This is a genomic window from Pantoea sp. X-Soil-YNGN-775 (assembly GCF_059730575.1).
The window spans coordinates 1,847,316-1,861,424 of record NZ_AP035945.1; the positions used below are offsets into that span (position 1 = coordinate 1,847,316).

The 14,109-nt window shown below is 56.0% G+C and carries 17 protein-coding genes; 8 read left to right on the forward strand and 9 right to left on the reverse strand.

The features are described from left to right. Positions 1 to 45 precede the first annotated feature (45 nt). Together AC6I8I_RS08710 and AC6I8I_RS08715 are read left to right on the forward strand one after the other, a co-directional pair. Positions 46 to 249 (forward strand): hypothetical protein, encoded by a 204-nt coding sequence (locus AC6I8I_RS08710; protein ID WP_497828559.1) that lies wholly within the window; start codon positions 46 to 48, stop codon positions 247 to 249. A 108-nt stretch (positions 250 to 357) separates the two neighbouring features. Next, on the forward strand, positions 358 to 498 hold the full coding sequence (locus AC6I8I_RS08715; protein WP_497828560.1) for a hypothetical protein: 141 nt from the start codon (positions 358 to 360) through the stop codon (positions 496 to 498). A gap of 183 nt (positions 499 to 681) precedes the next feature. Here AC6I8I_RS08715 and AC6I8I_RS08720 read toward each other — a convergent pair whose 3' ends face one another. The 3 genes from AC6I8I_RS08720 to AC6I8I_RS08730 all read right to left on the reverse strand — a co-directional run bounded on the left by AC6I8I_RS08720 (position 682) and on the right by AC6I8I_RS08730 (position 1,839). After that, positions 682 to 954 carry a hypothetical protein gene (locus AC6I8I_RS08720; protein ID WP_312056969.1) on the reverse strand — a complete coding sequence of 91 codons (273 nt, stop codon included), beginning with the start codon at positions 952 to 954 and terminating at the stop codon, positions 682 to 684. Between the two features lie 404 nt (positions 955 to 1,358). Then, the gene (locus AC6I8I_RS08725; protein ID WP_031377364.1) at positions 1,359 to 1,589 is read right to left on the reverse strand and encodes a YgdI/YgdR family lipoprotein; all 231 of its coding nucleotides are present in this window, start codon (positions 1,587 to 1,589) and stop codon (positions 1,359 to 1,361) included. 16 nt (positions 1,590 to 1,605) lie between these two features. Next, positions 1,606 to 1,839 (reverse strand): YgdI/YgdR family lipoprotein, encoded by a 234-nt coding sequence (locus tag AC6I8I_RS08730; RefSeq protein WP_031377363.1) that lies wholly within the window; start codon positions 1,837 to 1,839, stop codon positions 1,606 to 1,608. Between the two features lie 306 nt (positions 1,840 to 2,145). Between AC6I8I_RS08730 and AC6I8I_RS08735 the strand changes: the two genes are divergently transcribed. Beyond that, positions 2,146 to 2,826, forward strand: coding sequence for an SOS response-associated peptidase family protein (locus tag AC6I8I_RS08735; RefSeq protein ID WP_312056967.1), 681 nt, complete (start codon positions 2,146 to 2,148; stop codon positions 2,824 to 2,826). Between the two features lie 69 nt (positions 2,827 to 2,895). Here AC6I8I_RS08735 and AC6I8I_RS08740 read toward each other — a convergent pair whose 3' ends face one another. Then, positions 2,896 to 3,099 (reverse strand): hypothetical protein, encoded by a 204-nt coding sequence (locus AC6I8I_RS08740; protein ID WP_031377361.1) that lies wholly within the window; start codon positions 3,097 to 3,099, stop codon positions 2,896 to 2,898. Between the two features lie 189 nt (positions 3,100 to 3,288). Here AC6I8I_RS08740 and AC6I8I_RS08745 point away from each other — a divergent pair, with 189 nt between their 5' ends. The 4 genes from AC6I8I_RS08745 to pdxY all read left to right on the forward strand — a co-directional run bounded on the left by AC6I8I_RS08745 (position 3,289) and on the right by pdxY (position 6,617). After that, positions 3,289 to 3,603 (forward strand): MliC family protein, encoded by a 315-nt coding sequence (locus tag AC6I8I_RS08745; protein WP_312056964.1) that lies wholly within the window; start codon positions 3,289 to 3,291, stop codon positions 3,601 to 3,603. Between the two features lie 25 nt (positions 3,604 to 3,628). Next, on the forward strand, positions 3,629 to 4,285 hold the full coding sequence (pdxH, locus tag AC6I8I_RS08750) for a pyridoxamine 5'-phosphate oxidase (RefSeq protein WP_312056963.1): 657 nt from the start codon (positions 3,629 to 3,631) through the stop codon (positions 4,283 to 4,285). 140 nt (positions 4,286 to 4,425) lie between these two features. Further along, complete coding sequence (tyrS, locus tag AC6I8I_RS08755; RefSeq protein WP_312056961.1) at positions 4,426 to 5,700, forward strand: tyrosine--tRNA ligase; 1,275 nt, start codon at positions 4,426 to 4,428, stop codon at positions 5,698 to 5,700. 56 nt (positions 5,701 to 5,756) lie between these two features. Beyond that, positions 5,757 to 6,617: a pyridoxal kinase PdxY gene (gene pdxY / locus AC6I8I_RS08760; RefSeq protein ID WP_312756822.1), complete on the forward strand. Its 861-nt coding sequence runs from the start codon at positions 5,757 to 5,759 to the stop codon at positions 6,615 to 6,617. 58 nt (positions 6,618 to 6,675) lie between these two features. Here pdxY and gstA read toward each other — a convergent pair whose 3' ends face one another. Together gstA and dtpA are read right to left on the reverse strand one after the other, a co-directional pair. After that, positions 6,676 to 7,281 carry a glutathione transferase GstA gene (gstA, locus tag AC6I8I_RS08765; RefSeq protein WP_497828561.1) on the reverse strand — a complete coding sequence of 202 codons (606 nt, stop codon included), beginning with the start codon at positions 7,279 to 7,281 and terminating at the stop codon, positions 6,676 to 6,678. A gap of 147 nt (positions 7,282 to 7,428) precedes the next feature. Further along, positions 7,429 to 8,925 carry a dipeptide/tripeptide permease DtpA gene (gene dtpA / locus AC6I8I_RS08770; protein WP_031377355.1) on the reverse strand — a complete coding sequence of 499 codons (1,497 nt, stop codon included), beginning with the start codon at positions 8,923 to 8,925 and terminating at the stop codon, positions 7,429 to 7,431. A gap of 678 nt (positions 8,926 to 9,603) precedes the next feature. On the opposite strand from dtpA, the gene AC6I8I_RS08775 reads away from it, so the two are divergent. After that, positions 9,604 to 10,302 carry a CTP synthase C-terminal region-related (seleno)protein gene (locus AC6I8I_RS08775; protein ID WP_497828562.1) on the forward strand — a complete coding sequence of 233 codons (699 nt, stop codon included), beginning with the start codon at positions 9,604 to 9,606 and terminating at the stop codon, positions 10,300 to 10,302. A 37-nt stretch (positions 10,303 to 10,339) separates the two neighbouring features. On the opposite strand, the gene AC6I8I_RS08780 is transcribed toward AC6I8I_RS08775, so the two are convergent. The 3 genes from AC6I8I_RS08780 to AC6I8I_RS08790 form a co-directional block, all read right to left on the reverse strand. Further along, positions 10,340 to 11,686: an enolase C-terminal domain-like protein gene (locus AC6I8I_RS08780; RefSeq protein WP_497828563.1), complete on the reverse strand. Its 1,347-nt coding sequence runs from the start codon at positions 11,684 to 11,686 to the stop codon at positions 10,340 to 10,342. Then, a complete protein-coding gene (locus AC6I8I_RS08785) occupies positions 11,664 to 13,007 on the reverse strand; it encodes an MFS transporter (RefSeq protein ID WP_497819953.1) in 1,344 nt (447 codons plus the stop codon). The genes AC6I8I_RS08780 and AC6I8I_RS08785 overlap by 23 nt, the downstream gene beginning before the upstream one ends. Before the next feature lie 217 nt (positions 13,008 to 13,224). Beyond that, positions 13,225 to 13,854, reverse strand: coding sequence for an HPP family protein (locus AC6I8I_RS08790; protein WP_497828645.1), 630 nt, complete (start codon positions 13,852 to 13,854; stop codon positions 13,225 to 13,227). Between the last annotated feature and the right edge of the window lie 255 nt (positions 13,855 to 14,109).

A 14,109-nucleotide genomic window follows, 5' to 3' on the forward strand; every position in this document is an offset into this window, starting at 1 on the left:
CTGCGGCAGGACCATCGCCGCCAGCCAGACGTCCGGGAGTGTGCAGTGACAGACGAAGACCTGACGATTAATGATGAAATCCGCGCCCTGATAGGAAAAGTGGTCTCACGCCTGATCAGGCCCGATGAAGTGCTGAGCGTTCATGAAATCATCAACGCGCTGCACAGTTTGCGCGTCTGTTCACCCGATCGTAATACCCGCTTATCCTGCCGGAAAGCGATTCGCATTCTGGCACGTAAACTCCATTAGCCTACCGCTTTTCAGGCAGAGAAATGCGGCGGCGGCCTTTCCGAACCGCTTATTGTGTGCCAGGCTTTTCTGCTCCATTCTCTTGCGTAAAAAATTAAGGCCTGTTTCGTGAAAACCTCAATCTTACTGACCCTGGTGGCCGCTATCGGCTGTTCTGTATTTGCCGCCCGTGGCGGGTTCGAAACCCATGCGACAAAGCATCCGTCGCAGCAGAGCGTCACCGAAAACGGCGAGCCCCTGGCGAAATAAACCCAGTGAATAACGCCACAGTCAGCTCTGACAGGCCAGTCTGCCGATGGCCAATACGCCGCAGAGCAGAGGGTTAGCTTTTCAGTTAGCGCCTCTGACGCAGGTTGATACGGTGTCAAAAGTCAGGCGATACGGGCACCAGAGAAGGTGCCCTCGGCAGGAACGTCAGCCGGAGAGGAAGGATTAGCGATAGTTTTTCAGTTCAACCGGTTCCTGTCCGGTCACCACCAGCCAGTTCAGCTCAGCCCGATCGCGGGTAGAGGCATTAATAAAGCTTTTCAGCCAGCTACGCGCATCAGCAATTTGCGCCACGCGATCGTCGTTACGCTCATTTTCAGCCATCTCACCCAGCTGTCGAATCAGTGCGACCAGCGTAATATCCTGTTGTTCAAACGCCAGGTTAATGGCGGCTTCACCAAGAATCATATGACCGGCTGATTTATCGTGAAATACCATGGGTAACCTCCTGAGTGAAAATGTAAGTAATGCAGTAATTATTTTAGTAAAAAGCAGCTTAAACGAAAGTGGAATAAACCAGGGCTGGCGCTATTAAAATCATCAGCAAATAAAATGAACTTTTATGGATGCCGTTAAATTACTGATATCTGGTTAAAACGCGGCGCTGCACTGTTTTTGACGCAAAGTGGATGTACGCATAATACCGGTAACAAAATCCGCATGTGCCTGAAATTCAGATAAGCGAAGGGGCGGAATAAAGCGCGGTACTCGCACCGGGCAGCCTGGTACAGATGAATAGCGGCGGTGATCAGCGTGACAGGGCAGGGAACGATTAAACGGCCAGCTGAAAAAAGGCAAAAATAAAGCCGCCAGGCGGCGGCTTTATATCGCAATACTATTGATTATTTATTGGGTACTTCAGAGACCGCTTTAACGTCAGCTTTATTAATTTGCTGCTTAACGCCGTTGGCATCTTTATACGCCAGCAGGCCGGCATCTGACTCAGAAGGTTTGCCATCACTAATAATGGTGCGTCCATCATTGGTATGAATGGCATAGCTGGTACGGGTGCAACCGGTTAATACGGTCATACCAATCAATGCAGCAAGAGGTAAAATCAGCGCTTTTTTCATCGTATTCACCTTATAATTAGTTGTCGAGTTCACTCATGTTACTAATTTCGTTGCGATTGATTTGCTCGGTTTTGCCGGTCTGAGCATCGCGATATGACACCAGACCGGTATCATCATCAATTTGTGGCTTGCCGTCGGTTACAATAGTGCGGCCATCGGTAGTCTTAATCGATTGATTAGATGCGCAACCCGCCAGGGTGCCTAAGCAAAGGGCCACCAAAGCGACAGCCGAGAGGGATTTCATTTTCATTTTTTCATCTCCTTGAAGTAAATCCAGACGTATACAGCATAGACGCCTTTATAAATTTTGCTGGCCCTGTCGCGTTTCGTTGGCTATTTTTTCACCAGAAAGGCGCGTGCAGGGGAATAATCATCCACCTGCGCGCCGGATATAGCATTTATTGCCAATGAAAGGGGCCGGGCAGGATATTTGTCCGGCCGGTTAAATCGCAGGCAAATAACCCGCAGTGAAAAGGTCAGACCAGTAAAGTTAATCCTGCTGCCGTCGCCGATGTTGTGATGCCCGCATCAGCTATGCTTAAGCGAGGAGGTGCTTATGTGTGGACGATTTGCGCAGTACAGCAGCCGGAATGACTATTTCGATGCGCTGGGTATTCCGGCAGATGAAATTATTTACGACCCGCAACCGATCGGCCGCTACAACGTTGCGCCCGGCACCCGGGTGCTGTTGCTGAACCAGCGCGACAACCGGCTGCATCTTGATCCGGTGTTGTGGAGTTACGGTCCCGACTGGTGGCACAAGGCACCGCTGATCAATGCGCGCAGTGAAACCGCGGCGCAGGGGCGGATGTTTAAACCATTGTGGGCGCACGGTCGCGCTATTGTGCCGGCAGACGGCTGGTACGAATGGCAAAAGCAGGGCAAACAGAAGCAGCCGTGGTTTATCTATCATCGTCAGAAGCAACCGCTGTTCTTCGCCGCCATCGGCAAAGCGCCTTATGACCGTGAGCACGGTAAAGAGGGTTTTGTGATTGTGACTGCCGCCAGCGATAAAGGGATGGTCGATATTCACGATCGGCGGCCGCTGGTGCTGGCGGCCGACGCTGTGGCTGAGTGGCTAAGCCCGAAGACCACGCCAGAGCGGGCAGTTGAGATTGCAAAGCAGGCGGCATTACCGGAGCAGGCGTTTGCCTGGCACCCGGTGAGCCAGGCGGTAGGGAATATTCATCATCAGGATGCCAGCCTGATCGCGGAGATTGATGACCCGGCAGAGTGAGCCGTGACCGGGTCGGACAGGACGGATTAACCGTGCCGATCCACTGAGCCGATCGGCAGTGTGAGCCGATCAGAGAAGCGAGTCTTCCCCGGCTTTGGCGGCCGCTTTCTCAGCTTTCATCGCATTGATCGGATCGGAGGCGCTCAGCCAGCGATCGAATTTCTGGTAGGTGTCGATAAAGGTTTTAAAGTAGCTACTGGCTATGGTGGCGTTCTCTTTGTGGTTCATAAACGCTACCGCCAGTTTGAACGCATCTTCGTTATCAAATTTCATTTTTGTCTCCCTCGCTTCAGATCTATAGAGCGTAGCCTGATTAAGCCGCGCGTGCATTCAGACAACCGGCTGATAAACCGCAATAAAGCCCCTCAGGGTCAACTGTTGGCCAGATTGGCGTGGATTCCCACTTACTTCACGTCAAATCCTTCTTATAATGCCAGCTTCACTCGTAAAGGAGACCCGCTTATGTTGAAAGGATTAACCGTGGCCGCTGTGCTGCTGCTGTCGGGCTGTAGCCTGATGGATAAACAGCCACCGGCACCCCAGACCCTGCACTATCGCTGTGGTACGTTACCGCTGACCGTCACCCTTGATGACGCACAGCAGCAGGTCAGCTTTATTATGGATGGCCAGCCGCTGACGCTGAAACAGACGATATCCGCCTCGGGCGTCCGCTACAGCGACGGCAACTACGTCTTCTGGTCCAAAGGAAACGGCGCGTTTATCGAACGTAACGATAAAATTGTCGTCAATGATTGTGAGCTGCAACCCGCCAGCTGACTGTTTACCTGAATGAGCGAACATTATGAGCGACAGCGATACGCTACACACTATTGCCCATCTGCGACGTGAATATACCCGCGGCGGGCTGCGCCGTAAGGATCTGCCGGACGATCCTATCGCGCTGTTTGAACAGTGGCTGAGCCAGGCCTGCGAAGCGAAGCTGCCCGATCCGACGGCGATGACCGTGGCGACGGTGGATGAACAGGGGCAGCCGTGGCAACGCATCGTCCTGCTGAAGCATTTCGACGCGCAGGGCATGGTGTTTTATACCAACCTCGGCAGCCGTAAGGCGCTGCAGCTGGCGCACAATCCGCGTATTTCGCTGCATTTTCCGTGGCACTTTCTGGAGCGTCAGGTGCTGGTGTTGGGTGAGGTCGAAAAGCTGTCGCCGCTGGAGGTGCTGAAGTACTTTCACAGCCGTCCGCGTGACAGCCAGATTGGGGCCTGGGTGTCGAAGCAGTCGAGTCGCATCTCTGCGCGCGGCATACTGGAAGGCAAGTTCCTTGAGCTTAAGCAGAAGTTCCAGCAGGGCGAGATCCCGCTGCCCAGTTTCTGGGGCGGCTACCGGGTAAAATTTCATACCCTGGAGTTCTGGCAGGGAGGTGAACATCGCCTGCACGATCGTTTCCTCTATCAGCGCGATCACGACGGCTGGAAAATCGACCGACTGGCACCCTGAATCGGTAAGATTCCCACCTTTCAGCGCTGGCACAGAAGTCGTCAGCGCTTTATGCTATAGCCCTCATTTTTTTCGATTCCGCAACTCAGCGGAAAGCTGTGTACCAGCATAGGTGCAGTCTGATCAATTTGGAGTCAGTGATGACCAGCAGTAACCTGATACAACAATTGCAAGAGAGGGGCCTGATCGCCCAGGTGACGGATGAAGACGCGTTAACAGAGAAACTGGCGCAGGGGCCAATTTCGCTCTATTGCGGCTTTGATCCCACTGCTGACAGCTTGCATTTGGGCCATCTGGTACCGCTGCTCTGCCTGAAGCGTTTTCAGGATGCCGGACACAAGCCGGTCGCGCTGGTTGGCGGTGCTACCGGCCTGATTGGCGACCCCAGCTTTAAAGCAGCAGAGCGTAAACTCAATACCAGCGAAACCGTCAATGAATGGGTCGAAAAGATCCGCCAGCAGGTGGCACCCTTCCTTGACTTCGATTGCGGCAGCAACAGCGCCATCGCCGCCAATAACTATGACTGGTTTGGCAGCATGAATGTGCTGACCTTCCTGCGTGATATTGGTAAGCATTTCTCAGTGAACCAGATGATCAATAAAGAAGCGGTGAAGCAGCGTCTGAACCGTGACGATCAGGGCATCTCCTTCACCGAGTTTTCTTATAATCTGCTGCAGGGCTACGACTTCGCCTGCCTCAATGAGCGTTACGGCGTCTCGCTGCAGATTGGCGGCTCCGATCAGTGGGGCAACATCACCTCCGGTATCGATCTGACCCGTCGTCTGCATCAGAACCAGGTGTTTGGCCTGACGGTTCCGCTGATCACCAAGTCTGACGGCACTAAATTCGGTAAAACCGAAGGCGGCGCGGTCTGGCTGGATGCGAAGAAAACCAGTCCTTATAAGTTCTACCAGTTCTGGATCAACACCGCGGATGCCGATGTGTATCGGTTCCTGAAGTTCTTCACCTTCATGAGCATTGAAGAGATCAATGCGCTGGAAGAAGAGGATAAAAACAGCGGCACCGCGCCACGTGCGCAGTATGTGCTGGCCGAGCAGGTCACCCGTCTGGTGCACGGCGAGGAAGGCCTGGCCGCCGCCAAACGGATTACCGCCAGCCTGTTCTCCGGTTCGATCAGCGAAATGACCGAAGCCGATTTCGAACAGCTGGCGCAGGATGGCATGCCGACCATCACCCTGAGCGCTGAGGACGATCTGCAGCAGGCGCTGGTGAAAGCGGAGCTGGTGCCGTCACGCGGTCAGGCTCGCACCATGATCGGCTCAAACGCCGTCTCACTCAACGGTGAGAAGCAGTCGGACGCGGAGTACCGCTTCAGCGACAGCGATAAGCTGTTTAATCGCTACACGCTGCTGCGTCGCGGCAAGAAACATTACTGCCTGATTAACTGGCAGTAAGATTTCAGGGCCGGTTTCCGGCCCTTTTTTATGGCAAGGCAGGACAGGGCAAACAAGTGAAAAATATTTTAGCGATTCAGTCGCACGTTGTTTTTGGTCATGCCGGTAACGCGGCGGCCGAGTTTCCGATGCGCCGCATGGGCGCGAACGTCTGGCCGCTGAATACCGTACAGTTCTCCAACCATACCCAATATGGCCACTGGACCGGCACGGTGATGCCAGCCACTCATCTGACCGATATCGTGAAAGGCATCGCCGACATTGACCGACTGAAGACCTGTGATGCGGTGCTGAGCGGCTATCTGGGATCGGCGGAACAGGGCGAACAGATTTTAGAGATTGTCCGCCAGGTCAAAGCGGCCAATCCCGACGCCTGGTATTTCTGCGATCCGGTGATGGGCCATCCTGAAAAGGGCTGTATCGTGGCGCCGGGCGTGGCGGAGTTTCACTGTAAAATGGCGATGCCGGCCAGCGATATCATCGCCCCGAATCTGCTGGAACTGGAGATGCTGAGCGAGCGCAGCGTTACCGATGTTGATGCCGCAGTAGACGCCGCGCGGGCGCTGATCGCTCAGGGACCGAAAGTGGTGCTGGTGAAACATCTGGCGCGGGCGGGCCGTCGCAGCGATCGCTTTGAGATGCTGCTGGTCACCGCCGAAGATGCCTGGCACATCAGCCGTCCGCTGGTTGATTTTGGCGTCCGTCAGCCGGTTGGCGTCGGCGATCTGACCAGCGGTCTGCTGCTGGTGAATCTGCTGCACGGCAAGAGCTTACAGGATGCGCTGGAGCACGTAACGGCGGCGGTATATGAAGTGATGCTGAAAACCCATCAGATGGGCGAGTATGAACTGCAACTGGTGGCCGCGCAGGATGCGATTGCCGCGCCGACCCAGCACTTCGCGGCTGAAAAGCTGTAAAACAGAGCAGGGCCGGAAAACCGGCCCTGTTGACTGATCGCCTCATCGGGTTGCAGGGTTACTGCAAGCCTTCCGCGGTTAACGCCGCCTGCACCGCCGGCCGCGCAGCCACCCGACTGAACCAGCTCTCCAGCGCCGTACACGCCGATAAATCGAGCCTGAGCGCCTGCGCCCAGCGCGTTACCACATACAGATAGGCATCTGCCACGCTGAAGTGCAGCCCCATCAGCCACTGCTTGTCACGCAGCGCCTCATCCACAAAGCGGAACTTAGCCATCAGCAGGGTCCGCGCCCGGTTTTTTTCCTCTTCACTGCTATCCGGACGAAACAGTGGAGTAAAACTCTTGTGCAGTTCGCTGCTGATGTAGCTCAGCCATTCCACGGTGTGATAGCGCGTCAGGCTGCCGACCGGGGCCAGCAGATGGCGGTCAGGCTTAAGATCCGCCAGATACTGCACAATCGCCACACCTTCGGTCAGGACCGTGCCGTCGCTGAGCTGCAGCGCCGGCACCTGTCCTTTGGGATTGATTTGCCAATAATCGTCACCCCGTTCCGTGATTTTTTTTGCCAGATCAACATTCACCTGGGTGAAGTCGAGCCCGCATTCGCGCATGACAATGTGGGGTGAGAGAGAACAGGCACCCGCTTTGCAAAACAGTTTCATGACCAGCCTCCTTGATGCGATGGGATAATTGCATCATAAGGTCCTGGCACGGAATTGCCAGTGACGGCGATCGGGGAACGAAGAGAGGGTGACGGCGGCGGCAATAAAAAAGCCGGGCAGTGCCCGGCGGGTAAGGGATCAGGCGGTTTACGCCTCGACCTCTTTAGTTTTAGCGTCGTTGTCCTGAGTCATACGGTTCAGCAACGGTGCCGTGATCAGCATCAGCAGGGCAATGACCGCGGTCACGATACCAATCTGCTGGAACACACGGCTGTAAGTGGCCAGCGAAATCAGCGGATCGGTCACGTTTTCCGGCACCGCCATCAGGTTAGCCACTTTACCGGCAATCACTGCTGCGCCGGCAGTAGTCAGGAACCATGAGCCCATGATAAAGCCCATCAGACGCTGTGGCACCAGCTGAGCGACCATCGCCAGGCCAAGGCCGGAGATCATCAGTTCACCGATACTCTGCAGCGCATAGCTCAGAATCAGCCAGTTAACCGAGACGATACCGGCATCGCTGGCGAACTTCGCGCCCACCGGCAGCACCAGAAACGCGCCTGAGCAGAGCACCATGCCGAAAGCGAACTTATGCGGCATCGGCAGTTTATCGCCCAGCTTGTTGTAGAGCGCCGCCAGCAGCGGACTGGCCAGCATAATCCAGAACGGGTTCAGTGCCTGGAACTGTTCCGGCGCAAAGGTGATGCCGAGAATGCTGTGCTCAACGTTGCGGATGGCAAAGAAGTTCAGCGAGGTCGGCATCTGCATGTAGAGCACGAAGAACAGAATCGCTTCGACCATCAGCAGGAAGGCGACGATCATCTTACGACGCGCGGCACCCTGCAGAGCAAAGGCCTCTTTGGCAAACACCAGCACGATACCCAGTGCAATCACCGCCAGCACCAGACGGGCAATAGACTGATGATGCAGCATCCAGTTAGCCAGCGCCACCAGCACCACCACGCCCACCAGCGTCATCAGCAGCTTACCGATTTGCAGCGGGGCGAAGTCCGGTTTAGAACCGTAATCTTTAACCATGCGCTTGCAGAACAGGAAGTTGAACAGGGTGATCACCAGACCAATGACCGACAGCGAGAACGCCACGTTGTAGCCATATTTCTCGGCTAACCACGGGGTCAGCATCATCGAGAACAGCGAGCCGATGTTGATCGACATATAGAACATGGTGAAAGCACCGTCGATACGCGGGTCATCTTTGTCGTAACAGGTTGACAGCAGCGAAGACGGGTTCGCTTTAAACAGGCCGCTACCGACGGCGATGGTCGCCATACCGATATAGACAATGCTGACGTTGTGTCCGGAGAAGGCCACCAGCGCATAACCCAGCGCCAGCACCAGCACGCCCAGCACAATCACGCGTTTGGTACCCAGCACCTTATCGCCGAGCCAGCCGCCAATCGCCACCAGTCCGTAGACCAGTGCGCTGAACGAGGAGAACAGCGTGATGGAGTCTGATTCGGACATCCCCAGCTGTTTCACCAGGTAAACCGCCATGATGGCCTGCAGGCCATAGAAACCAAAACGTTCCCACAGCTCAATCGAGAAGATTAAGTAGAACGCCTTTGGCTGTTTAAACGCATTGAGACTGACTGTCTCATCAGTGTGTTTGTTTGCAGTTGACACATGTACCTCAGTTTTATCACACCCTGTTTCGGGACAGGAATTAAGTCCGCGTCATGTGAGTTGTCCATGCGCAAGATTGTTATTAGAAGGGAAAAGCGGCGACTAATTTGGCTGATTAAGCGCGACAGGGCAAGAATTTTCTGACCACTGGTTTAGCCTGATATTGTCGGGTTAAAAAACTTATAACAAACTGTTAATCGGATTTAAATATGGCAAGTGTCGATTATAGCAGTATAAATGCTGTGGATGCGAGCCAGTGGCTGGATAATATTGATATTAACTGCTAATAGAGGATTATGCAGATTAATAGTTTGTTGAATAATAACTATCCAGCACTATTCGTCAGTCAGCGACTATATTCCAGGCGAAGCGGCGAAATATCCGTCATTTATCTGCCCGCTTTGCACTAAAAGTGAACAAATGACGATCCTGCGCACAAATAGATGATTTAATTCAGGAAGAAAAAGAAGAAACCGTTTGCGTGCTGGAAATATACGCAGCAAAAAAAGGCCACAGGTAACAATCGAAGCATAAAAAAAGCCGGCGCTAGCCGACGATCAGGGGTCAGATGCCAGGTTTGATAGAGGGCCAGGCGCGGAAGAACGGGGCACGTCCGGCCTCGCTCGACAGAAAATTAACATTGTTGTAATCTCCTCCTTTCCCTGATGAGGATGGTTTATGTCTTCCCCTTTACGTTTATCCCTGGTCGGCGATTACCGTGCTGATGCGGTAGCCCATCAGGCGATTCCGCTGGCGATAGAAAGAGCCGCCGCCCATCTGAATATCGCCGTTGACGCTGAGTGGATCGCCACGGAACAACTGGGCGATCTCAGCCGGCTGCAACAGCGTGAGGCGATTTGGGTGGTGCCAGGCAGCCCTTATCACCATGATGCCGGCGTGTTTGCTGCCATCCGTATGGCGCGGGAACAGGGCAAACCTTTTCTCGGCTCCTGCGGCGGGTTTCAGTATGCGGTGATTGAGTATGCCCGCAACGTGCTCGACTGGCAGGATGCGGCACATGCGGAGACCGACCAGAGCGGACGGATGGTGATAGCGCCACTGAGCTGTTCGCTGGTGGAGCAGCGCGGCGCGGTCAGCTTTGCCGCCGGTTCGCGTATTGCCAGGGCCTACGGCACGCTGAACAGCGATGAGGGTTACCGTTGTAACTTTGGCGTTAACCCGGACTTCAGCGCAGCGCTGGCCGACAGGACGCTGGCTATCACCGCCTGGGACTCAGACGGTGATGTACGCGGTGTTGAGCTGGACGATCACCCGTTTTTTGTCGCCACGCTGTTTCAGTCAGAGCGGGCCGCGCTGCAGCAGCAGAACTCACCGCTGGTTGTCGCCTGGATGCAGGCCGCGCTGGCGCAGCGCTGACCGCCAGTAGCCGGTGACAGTGTCACCGGATGCGTGATTAATCACGTAACAGCGCCGGGCGTCTGGCATCAAAGCGCCAGTTATTAATCAGGAACTGCATGCCGATTGCATCGTTACGGTTCTTATCCGGCAGTGCATTGTAGAGAGCATGTGCCGCGTCAACCTTCGACATATCTAACGTAATACCCAGTCCTGGCCCCTCAGGCAGTTCCAGATAGCCGTCGCGAATCTGGGGTGCCTGCTGCGTCAGCTGCTGTCCATCCTGCCAGATCCAGTGAGTATCGAAGGCGGTCAGCCGATCGCCAGGCGCAGCCGCTCCCAGGTGCGCCACCATCGCCAGCGAGACATCAAAATGGTTATTCGAGTGACAGCCGGTGGTCAGGCCCCATTCGTGGCACAGCTGCGCCACGGTATGCGCATTCCGCATCGTCCAGAAGTGCGGATCGGCCAGCGGAATATCGATGGCATTAAGCTGTAAGGCATGCTGCAACTGACGCCAGTCATTGGCAATCATGTTGGTGGCGACCGGAATGCCGGTGGCGCGCTTAAATTCTGCCAGCGTCTCGCGGCCAGAATAGCCGTTCTCCGCGCCGCAGGGATCTTCCAGATAAGGAATGCGACCCGCCAGCTGGCGTCCATAGTAAATCGCCTCATCCAGTGACCAGCTGGCGTTGGGGTCCACCGTGACCCGCGCATCAGGAAAGCGAGCCAGCAGCGCATTAACGGTCTCAACTTCCACCTCCGCGTGATGCACGCCGCCCTTTAGCTTGAAATCACGGAAACCGTAACGATCCGTCGCGGCCTCCGCCAGCCGCACTACGGCGGCGGCATCCATCGCTTTTTCATGGCGCAGTTGCAGCCAGCCATCGCCACCAGCCGGACCCGCCTGATAATTCATGGTGGTCAGTTTACGGTCGGCAATATAGAACAGGTAACCCAGCACCGGCACCCGATCGCGCTGTTTGCCGCTGGCCAGCAGCTCGGCGACCGGCAAATCGAGATGCTGTCCCAGCAGGTCAAGCAGCGCCGCTTCAATCGCCGCAGCGGCATTGTAGAACTTCTCGGGGTTCATCTGCGGAATGTGAATGTCATTGGTATGCGCGCTCTGCTGGTGTCGCGCATCGCTGGCAAACAGCGTCGAAATCGTTGCGTTGAGCCGCAGCAGATCGCTGCCCTCAATCTGTGGCCGGAAGCGCTCCAGCAGCGCCAGGGTCGAGGCGTGGCACGGGCTTTCGCCGACGCCGGTGCGGCCGGCGGAGTCGGTCATAATCACCAGAATGCGGGTGAAATAGCAGTTATGCGCGCCGCCAATATTCAGCAGCATGCTGTCATAGCCGGCGACCGGCACCACCCGCATCGTTTTAATGACTGGACTGGCTGACATGTTGATTCTCCATAGGTACAAGGGAAGACGGGGTGGGTTTACGGCGCAGCAGCAGCCACAGACCGGTCAGCAGCGACACGCTGGTCAGTGCGTAAAGGCCGCCGGTGGTCGAGCCGGTCTTCATTTCCAGATAGCCGAACACCGTCGGCGCGAAGAAACCGCCGAGATTACCGATGGAGTTCACCAGCGCAATTCCCGGGGCGACAATCGATGCGGGCAGTTCACCCTGCGGCATGGGCCAGAAGAAGGTGGCGCTGACTTTCGAGCCGATGCAGGCGACGATCATCGCCAGAAAACCAAACCACGGCGATCCCAGCGTCGCCATAAAGGTACCGCAGGCGGCCACCAGCATGGCGACACCCAGCGCTTTATCCAGCTTATCGCGATGGCGATCTGAAAAGCGGCTCAGCAGATTGATGGCGACAATCGCGCACAGCCAGGGCACGGCGGTCAGAATGCCGATGCCAAAGCTGCTGAAGCCCTGGATACGCTGAATAATCTGCGGCAGCCAGAACACCAGCGTGTAGCCGGTCATGGTCATGGTGAAGAAAATGGCGCAGAAGAATAGCAGGCTACGGTTACGCAGCAGCGACATCCGGCCCGGCTGCTGGTTAAGCCGATCGCGATGGGCTTCTTCGTGCTGCAACTGCTGTGCCAGCGCCTGCTTTTCCGGCTCGCTCAGCCAGCGGGCATCGGCGGGCCGCGAAACCAGCACCCAGGCGGCTACGATCCCTACCAGCACCGAGGCACCACCTTCGAGGAACATCACCCATTTCCAGCCAGCAATAGCGAGAAAATTATGCAGCATCAGGATCGCGCCGGTGATCGGGCCGGAAAACAGAAATGCCCCGGCGGTGGCGCTCAGGACCATCGCAGTGGCCCGGCCGCGCCAGGCATTGGGCACCCACTGGCGAAAATAGAACAGCACGCCAGGGAAAAAGCCCGCTTCGGCAACCCCCAGTAAAAAGCGCAGCAGGTAGAACTGCAGCGGGGAGGTGATAAAGCCGGTCAGCACCACCACCAGACCCCAGGTGATCATGATGCGGGTTAGCCAGACCCGGGCGCCGTAACGCTTCATCATCAGGTTACTCGGCACCTCAAACAGCGCATAACCGATAAAAAACAGTCCGGCACCCAAACCAAAGGCCGCCGCGCTGATGCCAGCGTCGGTGTGTAGCTCTGACTTAATAAAGCCAATATTGGCACGGTCAATCTGGTTAATGATCAGCATCACGGCCAGCATAGGAATGATGCGGGTAAAAAACTTTTTGATGGCGGAGGTAATCAGCTGATCGTGCTGCGGTGACAGGGCGCTATCCATCGGTCTTCCTCGCGGCTGCGTAAAGAAGAGTAAAGTGTAGGGCGCTGAAAAGGCGGGCTCTATGGGCAATCGCCCAGGGGACACTGGGCGTCCGGCCTGGGCATGATTGTTATCAATATGTTACTTCAATAGCGTTTCGCTTTGACTGCGCAAAACTGTGGGGCGGATCATGTTCAGGGCCGGTCACGTCGGGCTGAAGCCGACCGGCCACGGCGGCTCACGCTTTGGCGGCCTGACGACGCTGGGCGATCTGCTCGGCACGCTGCAACAGCGCCTGCAAATCATCTTCATCGATATCCAGCAGTTCGCCGCCTTCCAGCGCCTGATGCAGATCCGCGCGCGTCAGCGGCACCGGAATTTCAACCGGAGCCGGTTTCACCTCTTCCGGTGCCAGCGGATGAGGATAGCGCCGCCCGGCGAGGTTGTTGAACAGGATAGCCAGCAGCGCCAGGGTCAGGGAGTTGAGCAACACCGGCGTCAGGACAAAATGATAGCCGAGCTGATTCACCGTTGGCCCGCCCAGAATGGCGGTCAGGGCGACTGCGCCGCCCGGCGGATGCAGGCAGCGTAGCTGAAACATCAGCAGGATCGCCATGCAGGCGGCGACGCCACAGGCGATCGCCGGATTGGGGATCAGCTGACCGATCGTCACGCCAGCCAGCGCCGACAGCGTATTGCCGCCGACGATTGCCCACGGCTGCGCCAGCGGACTGGCCGGTACGCCAAACAGCAATACCGCCGATGCACCCACCGGCGCGACAAACCACAGGTTCAGCTCGCCCAGCACCCAGTGACTCAGCAGACTGGTCAGGATCAATCCGATACCGGCTCCGAGGCTGGCGATCATCACATGCTTTTTACTCACCGCCAGCGGATGGGGCCACAGTCGGGACAGAAACAGACGCACCACCTGCCGCACACTGGAAGAACTTTTGTTGATTACTTTACGCACCGTGTCATAACTTTTTCTTATCGTCGGGGTCGGCGATTTTCCATCATCAACATCAATGTAACAACCCGACAAATTGTGCAGGTATCTTCGGGGCGATATTTACCCCGGAAAAAAGGGGAAATAATGGTGCCAGCAACGATGTTTATCGGT

Coding starts and splice junctions, on each gene's coding strand:
- AC6I8I_RS08720 (WP_312056969.1), bottom strand. CDS start 954: ATGGTATTTCACGATAAATCAGCCGGTCATATGATTCTTGGTGAAGCC.
- AC6I8I_RS08725 (WP_031377364.1), bottom strand. CDS start 1,589: ATGAAAAAAGCGCTGATTTTACCTCTTGCTGCATTGATTGGTATGACC.
- AC6I8I_RS08730 (WP_031377363.1), bottom strand. CDS start 1,839: ATGAAAATGAAATCCCTCTCGGCTGTCGCTTTGGTGGCCCTTTGCTTA.
- AC6I8I_RS08735 (WP_312056967.1), top strand. CDS start 2,146: ATGTGTGGACGATTTGCGCAGTACAGCAGCCGGAATGACTATTTCGAT.
- AC6I8I_RS08740 (WP_031377361.1), bottom strand. CDS start 3,099: ATGAAATTTGATAACGAAGATGCGTTCAAACTGGCGGTAGCGTTTATG.
- AC6I8I_RS08745 (WP_312056964.1), top strand. CDS start 3,289: ATGTTGAAAGGATTAACCGTGGCCGCTGTGCTGCTGCTGTCGGGCTGT.
- pdxH (WP_312056963.1), top strand. CDS start 3,629: ATGAGCGACAGCGATACGCTACACACTATTGCCCATCTGCGACGTGAA.
- tyrS (WP_312056961.1), top strand. CDS start 4,426: ATGACCAGCAGTAACCTGATACAACAATTGCAAGAGAGGGGCCTGATC.
- gstA (WP_497828561.1), bottom strand. CDS start 7,281: ATGAAACTGTTTTGCAAAGCGGGTGCCTGTTCTCTCTCACCCCACATT.
- AC6I8I_RS08775 (WP_497828562.1), top strand. CDS start 9,604: ATGTCTTCCCCTTTACGTTTATCCCTGGTCGGCGATTACCGTGCTGAT.
- AC6I8I_RS08780 (WP_497828563.1), bottom strand. CDS start 11,686: ATGTCAGCCAGTCCAGTCATTAAAACGATGCGGGTGGTGCCGGTCGCC.
- AC6I8I_RS08785 (WP_497819953.1), bottom strand. CDS start 13,007: ATGGATAGCGCCCTGTCACCGCAGCACGATCAGCTGATTACCTCCGCC.
- AC6I8I_RS08790 (WP_497828645.1), bottom strand. CDS start 13,854: ATGATCGCCAGCCTCGGAGCCGGTATCGGATTGATCCTGACCAGTCTG.